This is a genomic window from Allobosea sp. P4_H5 (assembly GCF_056400825.1).
The window spans coordinates 213,559-230,690 of sequence record NZ_JBFUKM010000006.1; the positions used below are offsets into that span (position 1 = coordinate 213,559).

General features: G+C 67.8%; 19 protein-coding genes. 12 read left to right on the forward strand and 7 right to left on the reverse strand.

Going from position 1 to position 17,132, the window contains the following annotated elements:
• Positions 1 to 110: 110 nt before the first annotated feature.
• Complete coding sequence (locus AC1DS0_RS14600) at positions 111 to 2,378, reverse strand: TonB-dependent hemoglobin/transferrin/lactoferrin family receptor (RefSeq protein WP_476815022.1); 2,268 nt, start codon at positions 2,376 to 2,378, stop codon at positions 111 to 113.
• A 356-nt stretch (positions 2,379 to 2,734) separates the two neighbouring features.
• Here AC1DS0_RS14600 and AC1DS0_RS14605 point away from each other — a divergent pair, with 356 nt between their 5' ends.
• The 3 genes from AC1DS0_RS14605 to AC1DS0_RS14615 all read left to right on the forward strand — a co-directional run bounded on the left by AC1DS0_RS14605 (position 2,735) and on the right by AC1DS0_RS14615 (position 5,673).
• Positions 2,735 to 4,051: a flavin monoamine oxidase family protein gene (locus AC1DS0_RS14605; RefSeq protein ID WP_476815023.1), complete on the forward strand. Its 1,317-nt coding sequence runs from the start codon at positions 2,735 to 2,737 to the stop codon at positions 4,049 to 4,051.
• Between the two features lie 103 nt (positions 4,052 to 4,154).
• Entirely contained in the window at positions 4,155 to 5,165 is a 1,011-nt protein-coding gene (locus AC1DS0_RS14610; protein WP_476815024.1) for a hypothetical protein, read from the forward strand.
• 10 nt (positions 5,166 to 5,175) lie between these two features.
• The gene (locus AC1DS0_RS14615; RefSeq protein ID WP_476815025.1) at positions 5,176 to 5,673 is read left to right on the forward strand and encodes a DUF805 domain-containing protein; all 498 of its coding nucleotides are present in this window, start codon (positions 5,176 to 5,178) and stop codon (positions 5,671 to 5,673) included.
• Here the strand turns inward: AC1DS0_RS14615 and AC1DS0_RS14620 are convergent.
• Complete coding sequence (locus AC1DS0_RS14620) at positions 5,597 to 6,523, reverse strand: bifunctional helix-turn-helix transcriptional regulator/GNAT family N-acetyltransferase (protein WP_476815026.1); 927 nt, start codon at positions 6,521 to 6,523, stop codon at positions 5,597 to 5,599. The genes AC1DS0_RS14615 and AC1DS0_RS14620 overlap by 77 nt on opposite strands.
• Before the next feature lie 148 nt (positions 6,524 to 6,671).
• Here AC1DS0_RS14620 and murI point away from each other — a divergent pair, with 148 nt between their 5' ends.
• The 5 genes from murI to rpsD all read left to right on the forward strand — a co-directional run bounded on the left by murI (position 6,672) and on the right by rpsD (position 10,497).
• The gene (murI, locus tag AC1DS0_RS14625; protein WP_476815174.1) at positions 6,672 to 7,535 is read left to right on the forward strand and encodes a glutamate racemase; all 864 of its coding nucleotides are present in this window, start codon (positions 6,672 to 6,674) and stop codon (positions 7,533 to 7,535) included.
• Between the two features lie 67 nt (positions 7,536 to 7,602).
• On the forward strand, positions 7,603 to 7,824 hold the full coding sequence (locus AC1DS0_RS14630; RefSeq protein ID WP_476815027.1) for a hypothetical protein: 222 nt from the start codon (positions 7,603 to 7,605) through the stop codon (positions 7,822 to 7,824).
• 175 nt (positions 7,825 to 7,999) lie between these two features.
• The gene (locus tag AC1DS0_RS14635; RefSeq protein WP_476815028.1) at positions 8,000 to 8,989 is read left to right on the forward strand and encodes an alpha/beta hydrolase; all 990 of its coding nucleotides are present in this window, start codon (positions 8,000 to 8,002) and stop codon (positions 8,987 to 8,989) included.
• A 16-nt stretch (positions 8,990 to 9,005) separates the two neighbouring features.
• Positions 9,006 to 9,671 (forward strand): antibiotic biosynthesis monooxygenase family protein, encoded by a 666-nt coding sequence (locus AC1DS0_RS14640; RefSeq protein ID WP_476815029.1) that lies wholly within the window; start codon positions 9,006 to 9,008, stop codon positions 9,669 to 9,671.
• A 208-nt stretch (positions 9,672 to 9,879) separates the two neighbouring features.
• On the forward strand, positions 9,880 to 10,497 hold the full coding sequence (rpsD, locus tag AC1DS0_RS14645) for a 30S ribosomal protein S4 (RefSeq protein ID WP_152012763.1): 618 nt from the start codon (positions 9,880 to 9,882) through the stop codon (positions 10,495 to 10,497).
• A 72-nt stretch (positions 10,498 to 10,569) separates the two neighbouring features.
• Here rpsD and AC1DS0_RS14650 read toward each other — a convergent pair whose 3' ends face one another.
• The 3 genes from AC1DS0_RS14650 to AC1DS0_RS14660 form a co-directional block, all read right to left on the reverse strand.
• Positions 10,570 to 11,481, reverse strand: a complete 912-nt coding sequence (locus AC1DS0_RS14650) for a heparin lyase I family protein (protein ID WP_476815030.1) — start codon at positions 11,479 to 11,481, stop codon at positions 10,570 to 10,572.
• 195 nt (positions 11,482 to 11,676) lie between these two features.
• A complete protein-coding gene (locus tag AC1DS0_RS14655; RefSeq protein ID WP_476815031.1) occupies positions 11,677 to 11,994 on the reverse strand; it encodes a hypothetical protein in 318 nt (105 codons plus the stop codon).
• 120 nt (positions 11,995 to 12,114) lie between these two features.
• On the reverse strand, positions 12,115 to 12,831 hold the full coding sequence (locus AC1DS0_RS14660) for an MgtC/SapB family protein (protein WP_476815032.1): 717 nt from the start codon (positions 12,829 to 12,831) through the stop codon (positions 12,115 to 12,117).
• Positions 12,832 to 13,114: 283 nt separating this feature from the next.
• Between AC1DS0_RS14660 and AC1DS0_RS14665 the strand changes: the two genes are divergently transcribed.
• A complete protein-coding gene (locus AC1DS0_RS14665; RefSeq protein ID WP_476815033.1) occupies positions 13,115 to 13,360 on the forward strand; it encodes a hypothetical protein in 246 nt (81 codons plus the stop codon).
• Between the two features lie 98 nt (positions 13,361 to 13,458).
• Here the strand turns inward: AC1DS0_RS14665 and AC1DS0_RS14670 are convergent, their stop codons facing one another.
• Positions 13,459 to 14,115 (reverse strand): Spy/CpxP family protein refolding chaperone, encoded by a 657-nt coding sequence (locus AC1DS0_RS14670; RefSeq protein ID WP_476815034.1) that lies wholly within the window; start codon positions 14,113 to 14,115, stop codon positions 13,459 to 13,461.
• Positions 14,116 to 14,354: 239 nt separating this feature from the next.
• Here AC1DS0_RS14670 and AC1DS0_RS14675 point away from each other — a divergent pair, with 239 nt between their 5' ends.
• Positions 14,355 to 15,353 carry a P1 family peptidase gene (locus tag AC1DS0_RS14675; protein ID WP_476815035.1) on the forward strand — a complete coding sequence of 333 codons (999 nt, stop codon included), beginning with the start codon at positions 14,355 to 14,357 and terminating at the stop codon, positions 15,351 to 15,353.
• 35 nt (positions 15,354 to 15,388) lie between these two features.
• Positions 15,389 to 15,754, forward strand: a complete 366-nt coding sequence (locus tag AC1DS0_RS14680) for a VOC family protein (RefSeq protein ID WP_476815036.1) — start codon at positions 15,389 to 15,391, stop codon at positions 15,752 to 15,754.
• Positions 15,755 to 15,811: 57 nt separating this feature from the next.
• Here the strand turns inward: AC1DS0_RS14680 and AC1DS0_RS14685 are convergent, their stop codons facing one another.
• A complete protein-coding gene (locus tag AC1DS0_RS14685) occupies positions 15,812 to 16,069 on the reverse strand; it encodes a YjhX family toxin (protein WP_476815037.1) in 258 nt (85 codons plus the stop codon).
• A 269-nt stretch (positions 16,070 to 16,338) separates the two neighbouring features.
• Here AC1DS0_RS14685 and AC1DS0_RS14690 point away from each other — a divergent pair, with 269 nt between their 5' ends.
• Entirely contained in the window at positions 16,339 to 17,127 is a 789-nt protein-coding gene (locus AC1DS0_RS14690; RefSeq protein WP_476815038.1) for an ATP12 family chaperone protein, read from the forward strand.
• The last annotated feature ends 5 nt before the right edge of the window (positions 17,128 to 17,132 follow it).

The window sequence follows — 17,132 nt, forward strand, 5'->3', positions numbered from 1 at the left end:
ATCGGGGGCCTGCGTCCAGTGCAGGCGCAGGCGGAACCCGCACCCCTGCCCTCGCGCAATAAAAAAGCCGGCCCGTTGGGCCGGCTGAAGTGGTCTCGAAATCGTCGCGCTCAGAACTGGTACTTGAGCGTCGCCTTCACTGTGCGGCCAGGCTCGCTGTAGTAGTCGCGCGGCTGCGGACGGGAGAGCGGCACGTTGGCGGCATCCCAGTACTTGCGATCGAAGATGTTGTAGACACCGATCTGCAATTCGAGGTCGGCGATCTCCGGCATCGGTCGCCACCAGGCCGAGGCGTTGAAGAGCGTATAGCCCGGTGCCTTGAAGCCTGTGCCGGCCTGAACGGTCGAGACGTCGTCGCGCTTGCCGGCCATCTTGGCCGAGATCTCGGCGCCCCAGCGATCCGTGCCGTAGGCGACGGCGACGATGCCCTGCATCGGCGGGATCGAGTTCAGGAAGATATCGTCGGTCTTGTTGCGGCCGCGGGTATAGGCGAAGGAGCCGCGCACCAGCCAGTTCGGCGCAAAACCGTATTGCCCGTTGATCTCGACGCCCTGGATCTCGGCGCGCGGGATGTTGCGCAGGCCGACGATGCCGCCCTGCGGGTAGAGGCCACCCACGCCCGCTGCCTGCTGCTGGTACTGCTCGATATAGTTGCGGTAGCTGGTGTGGAAATAGGTGATCGAGCCGCCGAACTGCTTGTCGCCGAAGCGGACACCGACATCGACGCCATTGCCCTCCTCCGGACGCAGGAGCGGATTGCCGGCGCGCAGATAGGTGCTCGGCCCGCCGAAGCGGCCATAGAGCTCGTCCGCCGTCGGCGCCCGGAAGCTCTTGGCCCATTGCGCGAAAACGGTGACGTCCTTCACGAAAGGCGCGTTCTTCAGGATGTCGTATTCCAGCCTGACGCGCGGCGACCAGGCCGAGTCGCTCGACGACGGCGGCAGGCCGACCGGGCGCGAGCCGCCGGCTGAATAGGCCGGCGTCGTCTGCGGCTTCTCCTCATACCAGTCGAAGCGCACGCCGGGCGTGATACGCAGGCGGTTTTCGAGCAGGCCGATCTCGTCCTGGACGTAGATGCCGACGAGGCGCCCATCGATGTCGGGCTGGTCCGACTGGTTGGTGAAGAGGTTGTTGCAGGTGGCGAGTGCGCCGGTGAACGAACCGGAGGCCGGCCGCGTCGGGCAGTTGTCCATGCCGGACGAATACTGCTTCAGCGACGACATGCGCAGCTCGGTGCCGAGCAGGACGCGATGCGAGAGCCCGCCGGTCTGCAGGTTCTTGATGACGTGGCCGTTGAAGCCGTAGGCGGTCTGCTCGTTCTCGTTGTCGCGGCCATAGGGCCCGATGATGCTGGTATAGCGATAGGCGCTGACCAGGTCGTTGCGCTTCAGCCGCTGCCAGTAGAGATTCGCATGCGCCTCGTCGATGAGGAGGCCACCGGGCTGCTTGTAGTCATAGGTCAACGAGACGCGGTTGCGCTCGACATCCTCGCCAGTCTGATAGGCGCCCGGGCGGAAATTGCCGGTCAGCGACACCGTGCTGGTCCGGGTCTGGATCCGGTCGGCGCGCTTGAAGAACTCGCCGGTGATGCCGAAGCGATGGGCTTCGCCGACTTGCTGGTAGATCTTGCCGAGGAAGCTGTACTGGTTGAAGTCGGCCGGGTTCGGCGCCGTGCGGGTTGCGCCGATCGACTTGTCGTTGCCCTTGCTGTCGATCTCGTGGCCGTTGCGGAAGCCGCCCTGCAGCAGCACCGAGGTGTTGCCCATGCGCGCCGCCGCCGCCGCGCTGCCGAACCAGGCCCGGTCGGTGCTGTCATAGCCGGTCTTGGCGAGCGCTCCGTAGGAGCGCCCGTTGCGGATGATGTCCTCGGGATCGAGCGTACGTACCGCGAGCGCGCCGCCCAGCGCGCCGCCGCCGAGCGTGGCGCCACCGCTGCCGCCGCGCAGCAGGTCGAGCGAGGACAGCGAGTCGAAGTCGAAGGCGTTGGTGCCGGCGCGGTTGACGCGGGTGTCGATCAGGAAGGGCTGGCGGATGCCGTCGATCGTGGTCAGCACGCGCGCGCCGTCGAGGCCGCGAATGTTGAGCGAGCCGTTCTGACGGTTGAAGGTGATACCTGCCTCGACCCGGTTCGACAGGTCCGTCAGGCTCTGCACCTGCTGGCGGTCGAGCTGGGCGCGGGTGGTGGTGGTCGTTGTCGGCCCTTGCAGCAGCGGCGCCGCCTCACGCTCGCCCTGCACGTTGATCTGGTCGAGCTGCACCTGCTCGGTGACCGCGGGCGGAGCGGGATTGCGTTGCTGCTGCGCCAGCGCCGGCGCCGCCGCCAGCATCAAGGCTCCAAGCGCCACGCCCCGGCGCAGCCCGCTGCAATTCATCCCCATCGCCCATGTCCTGTCGCTGAGAAGCAGATCGGCTTGCCAAACTGACTTGCCAAGTCGAATTGCTTTTTATAATCCCTGAAAACTAAGCTTTGCGCCTTATTTTCATCATCAGCGGTTATTAAAACTCAATTTAACTGTCAATAGACTCACGATTGCGTGATAGATTACTTACTTATTGGAATTCTAAGCTGAGTTTATCATTCGTCTAAACTGAAAGACGGGCAACGGCCGAGACGGACATGCGATCGGCCTCGCAAAGCTGTGATGGCCCTGCTCCCGCCACACGCGTGCTCGTGTATTGCAGCGCGAAAAGCGGCTGGCATCATCAGCCCGCCGCAGACATAGGGCCTTTCTTCATGCTCGACCGCCGGACATTGCTGACAGGCGCTGGTGCGCTGGCGATGAGCGCCGCCAGCGGCCACTCGCCCGCCCGCGCCGCCGAGCCGGACGCGGTGGTGATCGGCGCCGGAGCGGCCGGCATCGCCGCGGCGAGGCAGCTCCAGGCCGCCGGGCGCTCCGTGGTCGTGCTCGAAGCCCGCGACCGCCTCGGCGGCCGGACCTTCACCGATTCGTCGCTCGGCCCGGCCTATGACGCCGGCGCGATGTTCATCCATTGGGCCGAGCGCAATCCCTGGACCGAGATCGCCCGCGAGCTCGGCGTGCAGACCCCGAACGAGAGCCGGGGCGGCGGCTTCCAGCTCTTCCAAAGCGGCAAGCCCATGCCCGCCGGCGACCGTGCCCGCCGCCGCGGCGCCTTCGGTGAGATCGACCGGCGGCTCGACAATGCCGACCTGGACGATCGCGACCTCTCGGTCGCCGAAGTGCTGGGCGATCTCAGCCCCGATCTCGCACCGGTCGCGGCCTCCGGCATGCTGCTCTCGATCGGCGAGGAATCGGCACGCATCTCGGCCCGCGACTATCAGCGGCTCTGGGCCGGCGAGGACTATGTCGTGCCGAGCGGCTACGGCAATCTCGTCACCCGCTACGCTGAAGGCTTGGACATCCGCCTCAGCCAACCGGTCACCGCGATCGACTGGAGCGGCCCGCGCGTCGCCATCACCACCGCCGCGGGAACGCTCAAAGCTCGGGCTTGCATCGTCACCGTGCCGGTCGGCGTGCTGAAATCGGGCGCGATCCGCTTCACGCCCCAGCTTCCCGCCCGCACCCGCGACGCGCTCGCCGGCATCGGTATGGGCGCGCTCACCAAGATCGCCCTCAAGGTCGCAGGCGATCGTTTCGGCATCGCGCCAGGCACGACCTATTTCGAGGCCGGCTCAGCGGAGCGGCTGATCAGCTTCGATCTCTTTCCCGACGATCGCGACTTGGTCATCGGCTATTGCGGCGGCGATTTCGCGCGCGACCTCTCGAGCGCAGGTCCCGCTGCCGCCCGCGAGCAGATCGTCGACCTGCTCGCCGCAATGGTCGGGACCGAATTCCGCAAGGCGGCCGGCCCAGTCTCCTTCCCGGCCTGGTGGACCGACCCGTTCTCTCACGGCTCCTATTCCGTCTGCCGGCCGGGCCATGCCGATGCGCGCGAGATCCTGGCCGAGCCGATCGGCGGCAAGCTCTGGCTCGCCGGCGAGGCGACTGCCGGCGGCGGCGCCATGACTGCGGGCGGCGCGACCCTGGCCGGCCGCACGGCTGCCGCGGCGGCGGCTCACCTCAAGGTCTGAGACCACCGGGCTGCCGAGACCGGCCCAGGCGCACGCAAGGCTTGCCCAACCCGGCAGGTCTTTGCCACCATGGCCGAGCTGGGGATCGATGCGGAGCCTGATGATGCGCCTGTCGCTCGTTCTCGCCAGTGTCTTGCTGGCCTCGCCTGTACTGGCTGCCGGGCCTTATGCAAAATTCTCGGTCGGCAACTGGGCCGGCGGCGCCTTCACCAACAACCAGACCGGCGACTTCTCGCATTGCGCCGTCTCGGCGAGCTACAAGAGCGGCGTCACCATGCACGCCTCGCTCAACAGCAGCTATGGCTGGAACCTCGGCTTCTCCAACCGGGCCTGGGGGTTGAAGCCCGGCACCGACGTGCCGATGGAGATGGCCTTCGACCGCAACGACATCGTCCGCATCAACGCCAAGGCGGTGCAGCCGCAGCTCGTCGTGGTGACCATGCCGGCGAACTCCAACATCGTCCGCGCCTTCCGCGGCGCCGAGTTCCTCGAAGCCAACATGCTGGGCGCGCGCTACACCTTCCGCCTGACTGCGACCGCCGAGATCATGCCGGCGCTCCTCGACTGCGTGAAGGCCAACGCCTACCTGAAGGTCGCGCCCGGCACACCGGCGCCCGCGCAGGGCGGCGGCACCACGACCGCCGCGGCAACCGACCCGGCAATCCAGCTCGAGGCGGTGACGCTCGCGACCAATTTCCTGCTCAAGGCGCAATTGCCCGAGCCGAAGGTGCTGAGCGGCGCGGAGACGCCGTCCGGCATCGGCGGCAACGGCGCCGGCTGGCAGGCCAAGGGCGCGACCGGCCTGGTGCGCGTCCTGACCAATCCGAACCAGAAGGATGTCGACGTCGCCGCTGCGGTCTCCGCCGCCGATGCGCGCGGCTGCCAGGGCAGATTCGCGTCGGGCCGCACCGCCGACAGCGTCGAAGGGACCAGCGTGCTGCGCGGCTTCTCGTCCTGCGAGAATGGCGGCGATGCCCGCTATTCCGAGTTCTATGTGCTGCCGCGCAAGCAGGGCGGCTTTGTGATGTTCTCGGTCGTGACCACGGGAGACGGCACGCTGCACCAGCAGCGCCGCGCCGACTTCCAGCGGGCGGCGCTGACCTCGGTGCAGTGACGGCGAACGGATGCTCTCCGGCTTCTCCCGCCTGTGGCGGCTCGACGGCAGGCTCGGGCGGGGCGCATTCGCGGGCTATCTGCTGCTGGCCTGCGCGCTGCTGCTCGTCGTCGCCGTCATCGCCGAGCGGATGCTCGGCCTGACCTGGGCGGAGGACGCCGACCCACGCCTCTTCGTCGAGCCCATCCCCAACGCCGCCATCCAGATCCTACTCTATTGGACGCTGCTGGCGCTCGCGGTCCAGCGCATCCGCGACACCGGCTTTCCGGTCCTGCCTGTCATCGCCGTGATGGCTGCGATCGAGCTGCTCGAATATGCCGTGCTGCCTGTGCTGATGCAGGCACGCCTGCCGGCGCCGCTCGAGACGATGACGCCGCTCGGCGGCGCACTCTCGTTCGCCTCGCTGCTGCTCTTGCTCGCTTGGCCGAGCGCTAGAGATCCCGCTCCCAGTTCTGCCCGACCAGATCCTTCCCGAAGGAATGGTGCTGCTCCTCAGCCACCAGCCTGAAGCCCTCGGCGATGTAGATGGCGCGGGCGGCGTGCAGGATGTCGTTGGTCCACAGGACCATGCGGCGATAGCCGGCAGCGCGGGCGAAAGTAATAGCCTCCTGCACCAGCCGCTTGCCGAGCCCGAGCCCCTGCGCCCGCGCCTCGACCAGCACGAGCCGCAGCTTCGCCACCTCGTCGCTCTCATGCACCACGAAAGCCGAGCCCGCCGGCTCGCCATCGAGTTCGGCGATGAAGCAGCGCTCCTGGCCCGGTTTGAACTCGCGCAGGAATTTCGCCGCGATCTCGGCGACCAGCGCCTCGAAGCTGATGTCCCAGCCATAGACCTCGGAATAGAGCGTGGCGTGCGCCGAGATCACCCAACCGATATCGCCGGGACGATGCTCCCGGATCGCAACCGCCGGCGGCGGGCTGGCGGCGCCCGACAGCAGCCTCTGCGCCCGCTCCAGCGCGGAGACGAGGCTCGCCTGTTCGCCCGTGCTCAGGCCGGACAGGATCGTGTCGGCCTGCCGGCGCGAGGCCTCGTCGAGCGGCGCGAAGGCATCGCGCCCTGCGGCCGTCAGCTTCAGCTCATAGGCGCGCCCATCACCATCCGCCCTCGCCCGCTCCAGCCAGCCCAGTTCGGTGAAGCGCTTCAGCAGTCGCGAGAGATAGGCCGGGTCGAGCCCGAGCTCGCGCGCCAGTTCTCCAGCCCGCCAGCCATCGCGCTGCGCCAACTCATAGAGCACGCGCCCTTCCGTCAGCCCGAAGCCGGAGCCGTGCAGATCGCCGCCCAGCGCTCCGATGAAGCGGGTGTGGAAACGGCCGAAACGGCGGATCGCCGCGATGGCAGGCGTGTCGACGGCAGGCATGGCTGACCTCTTCATCTCGCGATGAGAAATGCCATTTAATGGACAGAGTCAACTAAATTATCGAGCCGCCCGAAATGGAGTGTTCACCGGTCCTTAACTCGCCAGGCGTCCAATCGAGAGCTTACCGGACGCGACGGGTATGAGTGCGATGCGGGTCGATCTTCTGGCCGGAGCCGGCTATGCCGCGCCGGTGCTCTGCTTGCGAACCCCGACCATCCTCGTCTTCGATTCCGGTCTCGGCGGCCTCACCGTGCTGCGCGAGGTCATGCGTCAGCGCCCGGATGCCGACATCGTCTACGCCGCCGACGATGCCGCCTTCCCCTATGGCCGCCTCGACGAGCCGGCGCTGGTCGATCGCGTGCTCGCGGTGATGGAGCACCTGGTCGATCGTTTCCATCCCGATCTCGTCGTCATCGCCTGCAACACCGCCTCGACCCTGGTGCTGCCTGCACTGAGGGCCCGCTTCGCCATCCCCTTCATCGGCACCGTCCCGGCAGTGAAGTCCGCGGCGGAGCGGACGCGCAGCGGGCTGATCTCGGTGCTCGCCACGCCCGGCACCGTCGCCCGCGACTACACGCATGATTTGATCGAGCGCTATGCCGCCGGCTGCGCGGTCACCTTGGTCGGCGCCCGCAACCTCGCCGCCCTGGCGGAAGCAGCGCTGAAGGGCGAGCCCGTCGACGATGCCGCGATCGCCGCCGAGATCGCGCCCTGCTTCGTCGCGCGCGACGGCCGGCGCACCGATGTGGTGACGCTGGCCTGCACGCATTACCCGCTTTTGCTGCCGCGCCTGCAGCGTCTTGCGCCCTGGCCGGTCGAGTGGATCGACCCCGCCCCTGCGATCGCGCGGCGCACGGTGCAATTGCTCGGACCGGCACAGCCGCGCTCGGAGGCTGCTTCGACGGTCGCCGTCTTCACCAACGGTACCAGCCTCTCCGGCCCGGCCCATATCGCGCTCGCCGGCTTCGGCCTGGCGCGGATCGAGACCGAGCCGCTGCCGCTCGCGCTCTGACCACAATTTGGAACTGTTCTGATCTGGAGGCGTTATCGACGCAACCGTCTCCATGAGGGAGGACAGGATGAGAAAGCTGATCTTCGCCATCGCCCTGGCCTGCGGCGCGCTGCTGCTCGGCCCCGGCCTGACAGGTGATGCCCAAGCCAAACCGAAAGGCTGGCATGGGCACAAGGGCCATCATTACGGCCACAGCTATGGCCCGCGCCGCCACCATGGCTGGAATCGCGGCCGGCATCTCGGCTGGTACAAGCATCCGCATCATCGCCGCGCCTATTGGCGCTACTAGAAGCCGCGCAACACGGCCGGCTGTCGCAAACCCTACGGCGATGACCGAAGCGATCGCGCAGAACAGCGCGGCGCTGCTCGGGTTACTCTCTGACGATCACCAGGAGCCGCAAGCCTAGCCGAAGACGGCTTTCCGTCTTCGGCGCCTGTGCGCGCTCGCATCGCCGGAGGCTGCCTTGAATACGGACGACATCGCCCCGCTCGACCCGCGGGAAGAGCACTTTCTGATTCCTGGCCCGCTCGACGGGCTGCCGCTGTTCCTGCGCCATCTGCCGGCAGCGGCGACGACGTTCTCGCCGCGCCGTGCGGTGCTCTATATCCATGGCGCCACGTTCCCGTCGGCGCTCTCGATCGCCCATCGCTTCGACGGTCGCTCCTGGCGCGACCCGCTCTGCGAGGCCGGTTTCGACGTCTGGGGCCTGGACTTCTATGGCTACGGCCATTCCGGGCGCTATCCGGCGATGAAGGAAGCCGCGACGGCCAATCCGCCGCTCGGCACGACCGAGGACGCCATCAGGCAAATCGAGGCGGCTGCGCGCTTCATCCTTGGCCGCTCCGGTCTCAACCGGCTGTCGCTGATCGCCCATTCCTGGGGCTCGATGCCGGCCGGCCACTTCGCCGGCACGCATCCTGACCTGGTCAATCGCCTCGTCCTGTTCGGGCCGATCGCGCAACGCGAGCCTTCAGGCAACGCAGCGCCCGCCGGCTTGCCAGCCTGGCGGCTGATCACGCTCGACGATCAGTGGCGACGCTTCATCGAGGACGTTCCGACCGGTGCCGAGCCGGTTCTGTCGCGCCGGCATTTCGAAGACTGGGGCGAGCGCTATCTCGATAGCGATCCGCAAGCGCGCTCGCACGAACCCGCCGGCGTCAGGACGCCTGCTGGCCCGACCGCCGATATCGGCAAGGCCTGGCAGGGTGCGCTGCCTTACGATCCGGCCGCGGTCCGCGCGCCCATCGCGATCATCCGCGGCGAATGGGACAGCCTGACCGCCGATGCCGATGCGCGCTGGCTGTTCGACGCCTTCACCGCCTCGCCGTTGAAGCGCGACATCAAGCTCAGCCGCGGCACGCATCTGATGCATCTGGAGACGATGCGCCTTGCCCTCTGGCAGGAGAGCATCGCCTTCCTCACCGGCGCCGACGCGGTCGCCCTTGCGGCCTGAACCAACGGAGAAACCGATGTTTTCCGTGATCTTCGAAGTCCACCCTCACGCCGACCGCAAGGACGAGTACCTCGCCTTGGCCAAGCATCTGAAGCCGATCCTCGAAGGCATCGACGGCTTCATCGATAATGAGCGCTTCGAGAGCCTGATGCGGCCGGGCTGGGTGCTGTCGCATTCGTCATGGCGCGACGAGAAATCGCTGGTCCGCTGGCGCGCGCAGGGCGAGCATCACGCCGTACAGCGAAAAGGACGCGACGAGGTGTTCGAGGATTATCACCTGCGCATCGGCGAGGTGATCCACGACAGCGTTCCTCAGGAACAGTCGTCGGAGGGCCAGCGCCTCGACGAGACCGAGACCGGTGCCGCCAAGGTCGCCAGCTTCACCGAGATCACGCCGGAGGACGGCATCGATCTCCGCGAGCGACCGGACAAATTCCTCGCTGAGATCGGCCTGACCGGCTCGCCCGGCCTGGTCGAGCACGATCTCTTCGCCAGCATCTACACCCCCGGCAAGCTCGCTCTGCTCGCCTCCTGGCGCGATGCCGAGGCGGCCGGGGCCTTCGCGCCGAAGCCGGTCGCAGGCGTGGCAGCGCTGCGGCACCGGACGGTGCGGATCATCCGCGACTATGGCCGCTTCGACAGGCGCGAGGCGCCACAATATTACCCGCCGGTGCAGCGCTGAGCGGTCCCAGGCAGCAGAAATCCGCGCTTCGGGTTTGACAAATCACGCCGGCAGTGCTTGTAAGCCGGCGTCGCGCGGCTCCTCACGGGGCCGCGTGGCTTTTTCCGCACCCGTGATCCGCTCGTCTTCTCGAGCCGGATCTGTCGCCCCGGAGACGGGGAGGAGGAGGGCGCGGTCCTCAACTCGCGAACCATAGAGGACACGCGACATGTCGAAGCGCCATGAGGCGAAGTACAAGATTGACCGCCGTCTCGGTCAGAACATCTGGGGCCGTCCGAAGTCCCCGGTCAACCGCCGCGAATACGGCCCCGGCCAGCACGGCCAGCGCCGCAAGGGCAAGCCGTCCGACTTCGGCACCCAGCTGCGCGCCAAGCAGAAGCTGAAGGGCTATTACGGCTCGATCTCCGAGAAGCAGTTCCGCCGCTACTACGCCGAGGCGATCCGCCTGAAGGGCGATTCGGGCGAGAACCTGGTCGGCCTGCTCGAGCGCCGTCTCGACGCGGTGATCTACCGCGCCAAGTTCGTCCCGACCGTCTTCGCCGCCCGCCAGTTCATCAATCACGGCCACATCACCGTGAACGGCAAGCGCGTCAACATCGCTTCGTACCAGGTCAAGCCGGGCGACGTGATCGCGATCAAGGAGAGCTCGCGCCAGCTCGCCATCGTCATCGAGTCGGCCGCTCTCGCCGAGCGCGACGTGCCTGACTACATCGACGCCGACCACACCAAGTCGACCGCCACCTACACCCGCACCCCGACGCTGACGGACGTGCCCTACGCGGTGCAGATGGAGCCGAACCTGGTCATCGAGTTCTACTCGCGCTGATCACGGCCTGCGGGGTGGTCTCCACTCCGCTTCCGGTCCGTTTCAGGAGAGGGCTTCCCGCCCTCTCCTTTTTTATTGCCCGGCGCCGGCGAGCTTGTCCCAGGCCGGATGACCGGCCGGGTCCTGCGTCCAGAAGGCGATGTCGTCGAACAGGATCGTCTGGCTGACCTCGGGCAGCGCGTCGCGATAGATGCCGAAGCGCGGCTGCGTGTCGATGAAGGGCTTGCCGTCCTTCACCGTGCCATAGCGCGGATAGCCGAGCACGCCGCGAAACTCCGGGCAGGCGCGCCCGTCGAGCCAGAGCCTGAGCCGGCTCTCGCCGGCCTGCTGGCTCGGCCGGATCATGACGTTGACGCGGTGCCAGCGATCCGGCTCGATGTGCCAGTCGCCGCAGAACTGCGCCTGACCGACGCTGTCGCCGCAGCTCTCGGTCCCGGCCGTCTTGGCCCGGAAGACCGGCTTGCCGTTGTCGGAATCGACCTCGATCTTGAACAGCGGGTTGCCGGCGTCGCAGATCTCCTCGCCGCCCCTGCCCTTCTCATAGCGCAGGTCGATGTTCTGCTTGATCTGCTGGATCACCGTGCGGTTGCGCCGCGGCGCCCATGGGCTCTCGACCCGGAAGCGGAAGCTGTACCAGCTCGTCGCGTCGAAGCGGATCAGCTCCGCCGTCATCTGGACCTCCGACCGCTCGGTCGGCGTCGAGCCGGGATTGGGGTCGTAGGCGTCGCCGGGTTTAACCGTGATCGCGAGCGCGGGCCTCTCCTGCCCGGCGCGTTCGCCGTCGACGCAGCGGATGCGATCGGCCCGCACCGCCTTGTCGAGCTGGCCCGAGACCTTCCAGTCCTTGGGATTGAGGCAGCCGGCGGTAAAGCTCGTCTGGAAGGCGGGGGCCGGCACCTCGGCAAGACCGGCGCCCGGAGCGAAAACCAGGCCGAAGAGAAACGCCGCAGCGACGAGACTGCGGTCCTGCGCGATAGGCTTCATCCAGTCTCCCCCTAGCCTGGGGAGACCTTATCGCTGTTCGCACGCCGATCAATCACCGGACATCGAGACATTCGGCGTGGCGAGAAGCGCATTGGACTGGATAGCGCGCGCAAAGGTCAGGGCGGCGAGCGCTCCAGCGTCGAGAACCGCATCGTCAAACGCTGACAACGGTCCTCGATCGCCTTGAAGGCAGCGTCAGTTGCAGACGCGAACCGGACGGTAGCCGGCGAAATCGCCCCAGTCGTCATAGACCGCCTGGCGCTCGCGCCAGCAGCGCCGGCGCACCACGACCGGCTCGTCGTCATCGACATAGACCGGAGCCGGTGCGGCATAGGCCCGGCTGCCGGCGCCGGCGGCAAGGGCGCCGCCGAGGATCGCGCCGGCGGCGAGCCCGCCGAAGATCGCCGCCTTGCGGCCATCGCGCGCTTCGGCCACCGTCGGGGCCGCGACCAGAGTGGTGGCTGCCATGCAGCCCGCGATCAAGAGACCGCAGATCGATTTCGTGTCACGCATGCAAGCGTCTCCGTCCTAGAAAGGTGCGCCCCGCTTCACCCAAGAATAGGTCACGAATACGGCGGCCACCTTTACAAAGCCTTCACCAACCCATTGCCTGCTTCGGCGCGGCCATGACGCTCAATCGCTCGTACTGCTCTCCCAGGTCGCGTGCGTGACGCCAGGCAGGTGCTCGATCCGTTCGACGACGGCGTCGAGCTCCTTGCGCTCGACCGCCGTGCTGATCAGCGTCGCGACGATCTCGATCGCCTCCTCGCCGCGCTCCACGGTCTTGACGTCGCCGACCGGATAGCTCGCCTGCTCGAGCAGCTCGACCATCGTCTCGCGCACCGAGGGCAGTGCCTCCGGATTGGTGGTGACGACGACCTCATAGGTCGCCTCCGAGGCCTTCTCGTTGATCGGGATGCGGTTGATCGCGTTGACCAGCGGCCGCAGCAAGGTGTTGCCGGCGATGACGAAGACCGTGACCAGCGCCCCCTCCGCCACCATGTCGGCGCCGGTGCAGGCGCCGACCGCGGCCGCGCACCAGAGCGTCGCCGCCGTATTGAGGCCGCGGACGTTCATTCCCTCCTTCATGATCACGCCGGCGCCCAGGAAGCCGATGCCGGAGACGACATAGGAGATGACCCGGACGGCCTCGCCCGAGCCGGCGAGCCGCATCGCGAGATCGACGAAGGCTGCCGCGCCGACCGCGACCAGCACGGTGGTGCGCAGGCCCGCCGTGCGCTGGCGATATTGCCGCTCGGCCCCGATCAGCACGCCGAGCACGAAGGCCGCGAGCAGGCTGACGACCGAGTCGAGGAAGGGGTAGAGATCGAAGGTCTGGATGAAGCGCATGCGCCTGCTTCCCGGTGACGGCGGCGCGCTTCCGACCGTCGCGACCTCGCCGCCTATAGCGGGCGGGATGTGACGGTTCAATGAAGGGAAGCCGATCTGGCCGGCAGGCGTGGTCCCTTGCGCCTCGGGCATTGATTCAACCTCTCAGCCGAGCGTAGCAACGCTCTGGCCCGATTCGCGAAATCGGCCCGCCGGATCGACGCTCCGCGCACTCTGCCTGCGCGATGACGTTGTGTCGCGACTCAGGCTAGCATCTTTGTCCCGCCACAGGGATCATCCCACCATGAAGACCCTCATCCTCGCTGCCCTCGCCGTCGGCCTGTCGAGCGCCGCCTTCGCCCAGAGCCCGAGCTGCAGTTCTCAGGCCGCAGAGAAGAAGCTCGCCGGCGCGGCCAAGACCAGCTTCGTCACCAAATGCGAGAAGGACGCCGGCGCGGCCTGCGACAAGCAGGCAGCCGACAAGAAGCTGGCGGGCGCCGCCAAGACCAGCTTCACCACGAAATGCGTCAAGGACGCGGTCGGAACCTGAGAAACGCGAGCGGTCGCCGCCCTCATCTCGAGGGGCCGAGCAACCGAAAAAGGGCGGCCCAGCCGGACCGCCCTCTATCTCTTCCAGAATCTTGAAAATCAGCCGCGATCGTCGTCGTCATGGCCGCGGTCGCGCCAGCGGCGCGGGCCACGGTCGTCGTCGCGATCACGGTCGCCGTCGCGGCTGTGCCAGCTACGCCCGCGCATTTCATGCATGCGCTCACGCCCCTCCGACATGGCCTGGCGCACAGCCCGGCGCGCCACGGTCTTCTGCTCATCCGAGAGCGTCGACCAGAGCGGGCGCACCGTATCCGCCATCTCCTTGCTGCGGGCCGCGCGCTCGCCCTGGCGGTTCGCCATCATGTCGAGGCGCTCCATGATGTCGGCGTCGCGGAAGGTCTCGCGCTGATCGCGCATCTTGGCGAAGCTCTCGCGGCGCTGCTCGGCATTGCGCTTGATCAGCGCCTCCAACTTCTCGAAGGCGGACACCTGCTCGGGCTTGAGCTTGAGGTCGGTGCGCAGCTGGGCGAGACGCTCATTCATCCGGGCGGTCGCCTGCTCGGCACGGCGCTGGCGCCATTCCTCACGCCGATCGGTACGGTCGCCGCGATCCGCGCGGTCGCCGCGCGTCTCGCTCTGCTGCTGCCCTGGTGGATTGCTGCCCGGAGCGGGCGGGATCGGCTGCGGCTGCGCGATCGCCAGGGTCGCAGCGACAGCCGCAGCGCTGGAGGCGACGATGAGGGCGATACGTTTCATGCGAGGTCTCCGATTGTGGTCTTTACAACAACGGGGCGCTTTGCGGGTCTCGAAGCCGGGTCGCGATCTCGCCACGATGCCTCGGACGGCCTGACCCGGCCATGGCGCGCGCATGACAAGATCGTAATGTCGGCACGACGCACCGGCGAGCGGTAAGTTCCATGGGTCGCCGTGCTACGCCGAATCGGCGCAGCATGCCGGCAGTGATCAACGCGCCGAATCCGCAACGAGCTTCAGCCATGCGCAATCTCATCACCGATGTTCGTGGCGTTCTCGTGGGCAATGCCGAGGATTCCGTTGCCGCGACCGGCGTGACGGTCGCCCTGTTCGAGCGGCCGAGCATCGCCTCCGTCGCCGTCCTCGGCGGCGCGCCGGGCACGCGCGACACCGCCCTGCTCGAGCCGGGCATGACGGTCGAGCATGTCGACGGCATCGTCCTCTCCGGCGGCTCCGCCTGGGGATTGTCGGCCGCCGACGGCGTGATGGCTCGGCTGGCGGAAGAAGGACGAGGCTTCCCGGTCGGCAGCTATCGCGTGCCGATCGTGCCGCAGGCGATCCTGTTCGACCTCGCCAATGGCGGCGACAAGCCCTTCGCCCGCGGCGAAGGCGAGGCGCCCTATCGCCAGCTCGGCCGGCTCGCCGCCATGCAGGCCGGCAAGGAGTTCGCGCTCGGAACCGCCGGCTCCGGCTTCGGCGCGACGACGAAGACGCTGAAGGGCGGCCTCGGCTCGGCCAGCGCAATCGCCGCGACCGGCCAGGTCGTCGGCGCGCTGGTCGCCGTCAACGCCGTCGGCTCGGCGACGATCGGCGACGGCCCGCATTTCTGGGCCGCGCCTTATGAGCAAGGCGCCGAATTCGGCGGCCGCGGCTGGCCGGCAGCGATCGCGCCCGATGATCTGACCTTGCGCTTCAAGGGCGGGCCCGGCGCCAACACCACCATCGCCCTGGTCGCAACCGATGCGGTCCTGACCAAGGCGCAGGCCAAGCGCATGGCGCTTTGCGCCCATGACGGGCTGGCGCGGGCGCTGCGGCCCGTCCACGCCCCGCTCGACGGCGACGTCGTCTTCGCCGCCGCGACCGGCCATAGCGGCGCTCCGTCCGACGCCTATGCCCTCACCGAACTCTGCGCCACCGCCGCCGACGTGCTGGCGCGCGCCGTGGCTCGAGCAGTATATTGTGCCACCGCCCTGCCCTTTGCGAACGCCAAGCCGGCCTGGCGCGACAGGTTCGGCGCATAGGCAGCGATACAGCCGCTCAGCGAGGGAGCGAAGCAATGGCTACCGTCCGTTATTTCGTGGTCGACGTCGACGAGGCGGCAAGGTTCTACGTCGATAGGCTCGGCTTCACCCTGAAGCAGCAATTCGGGCCGGCCATGGCGATCCTCGAGCGCGGCGACCTGACACTCTGGCTCGCGGGCCCCGGCGCCTCGGCATCGCGGGCGATGCCGAGCGGAGGCAAGCCTATCCCCGGCGGCTGGAACCGCTTCGTCATCGAGGTCGAGAATCTGCCTGAGCTCGTCGAGACGCTGCGCCGCAAGAGCGTGCCCTTCCGCAACGAGATCGTGGTCGGGCCGGGCGGCAAGCAGATCCTCTGCGAGGATCCGTCGGGCAATGTGGTCGAGCTGTTCGAACCGGCCTGAGAACCCGCACTTTCCCTAGCCCGGGAAACGGGAGGGCTTTCGCCCTCCCGCCTGTGATCACCGGTTGTCGGCCTGCGAACGGACGGCGAGCCGTCCCTGTTGCGAGATCCGATAAGGGCCGCCCTGGCGCGACTCGATCAACCGTTTCCGCCGGAGCCCGGCGAAGATGGCGAGCGTGCAATCGCTCAGGACGTAGCCTTCATGGGTGAAGCAGTCGATGTGATGGATGCGGCCGTCCTCGCCGCGAAGATGGCGGATCTGTCCGCCACGGGCCAGCACGTGCAGCACGCGCTGCTCGCCCCGCGAAATGTTCATGTTGGTAGAGCCTGTGCATGGAACCATGACAAGCGCCTTGGCGAAAGCCGACCTTATGGTCTGGATCTTTCACCCGGCGCTGGATCAGGTCTCGCCGAAGCGAAACCTCACCGGGTTCCCACAGTCTCCAACATAAAACCCTCTTGCAGATCGCGCGGACGCCTCGCGTCCGGGGAGGAGGCGTTTAAGCAAGCGCCTGCCCCGCGTCAATGCAGCGTCGTCGTTGAAGCCGGTTTCGCGCCCACCCCCGGATGCGCTATGACGCCGGCATGTCGACCGATGACTTCCTCGCCCGCTTCGGCGCCGCCGGCCAACGCCAGCCCGATCCCGTCGCTGCCGCCCAGCAGGCGATGCGCAACCCGCTGCCCAAGCGCTTCTACGAGAAGGCGGACGTGCTGGAGCGCGACGGCCTGCTCCATGTCGCTCTCGACGGCCGCACCGCCCGCACCCCGGCGCGCAAGCCGCTCGCCGTTGCGTCGCGCACCGTCGCCGAGACGCTGGCAGCAGAATGGGAGGCTCAGACCGGGGAGATCGACCCGGCCCGCATGCCGCTGACCCGGCTGGTCAATTCGGCGCTCGACGGCGTTGCCGACCAGCATGAGGCTGTGCGCGCCGAGATCGTCCGCTATGCCGGCAGCGATGCGCTCTGCTACCGCGCCGGCGAGCCCGAAGCGCTGGTCGAGCGGCAGGACCAGGTCTGGAATCCGCTGATCGCAGCGCTCGAAGAGCAGATTGGGGGCCGCTTCGTCATGGCCCAGGGTGTCATCTTCGCCCAGCAGCCGCAAACGGTGCTCGACGCTGTGGCCAAACGCGTCGCGATGATCCCCGCCCCGGTCGCGCTCGCCGGCGCCCACAACGTCATGACCCTGACCGGCTCGACCATCCTGATGCTGGCGCTGGCCGAGGGTCTGATCGACGCCGAGGCGGCCTGGGCCGCCGCCCATCTCGACGAGGACTACCAGATCGAGATCTGGGGGCAGGACGAGGAAGCAGCTGAGCGCCGCGCCATCCGGCGCAAGGAATACGACGCCGCCGTGCTGCTGCTGACGAAAGGCTAGAGGCG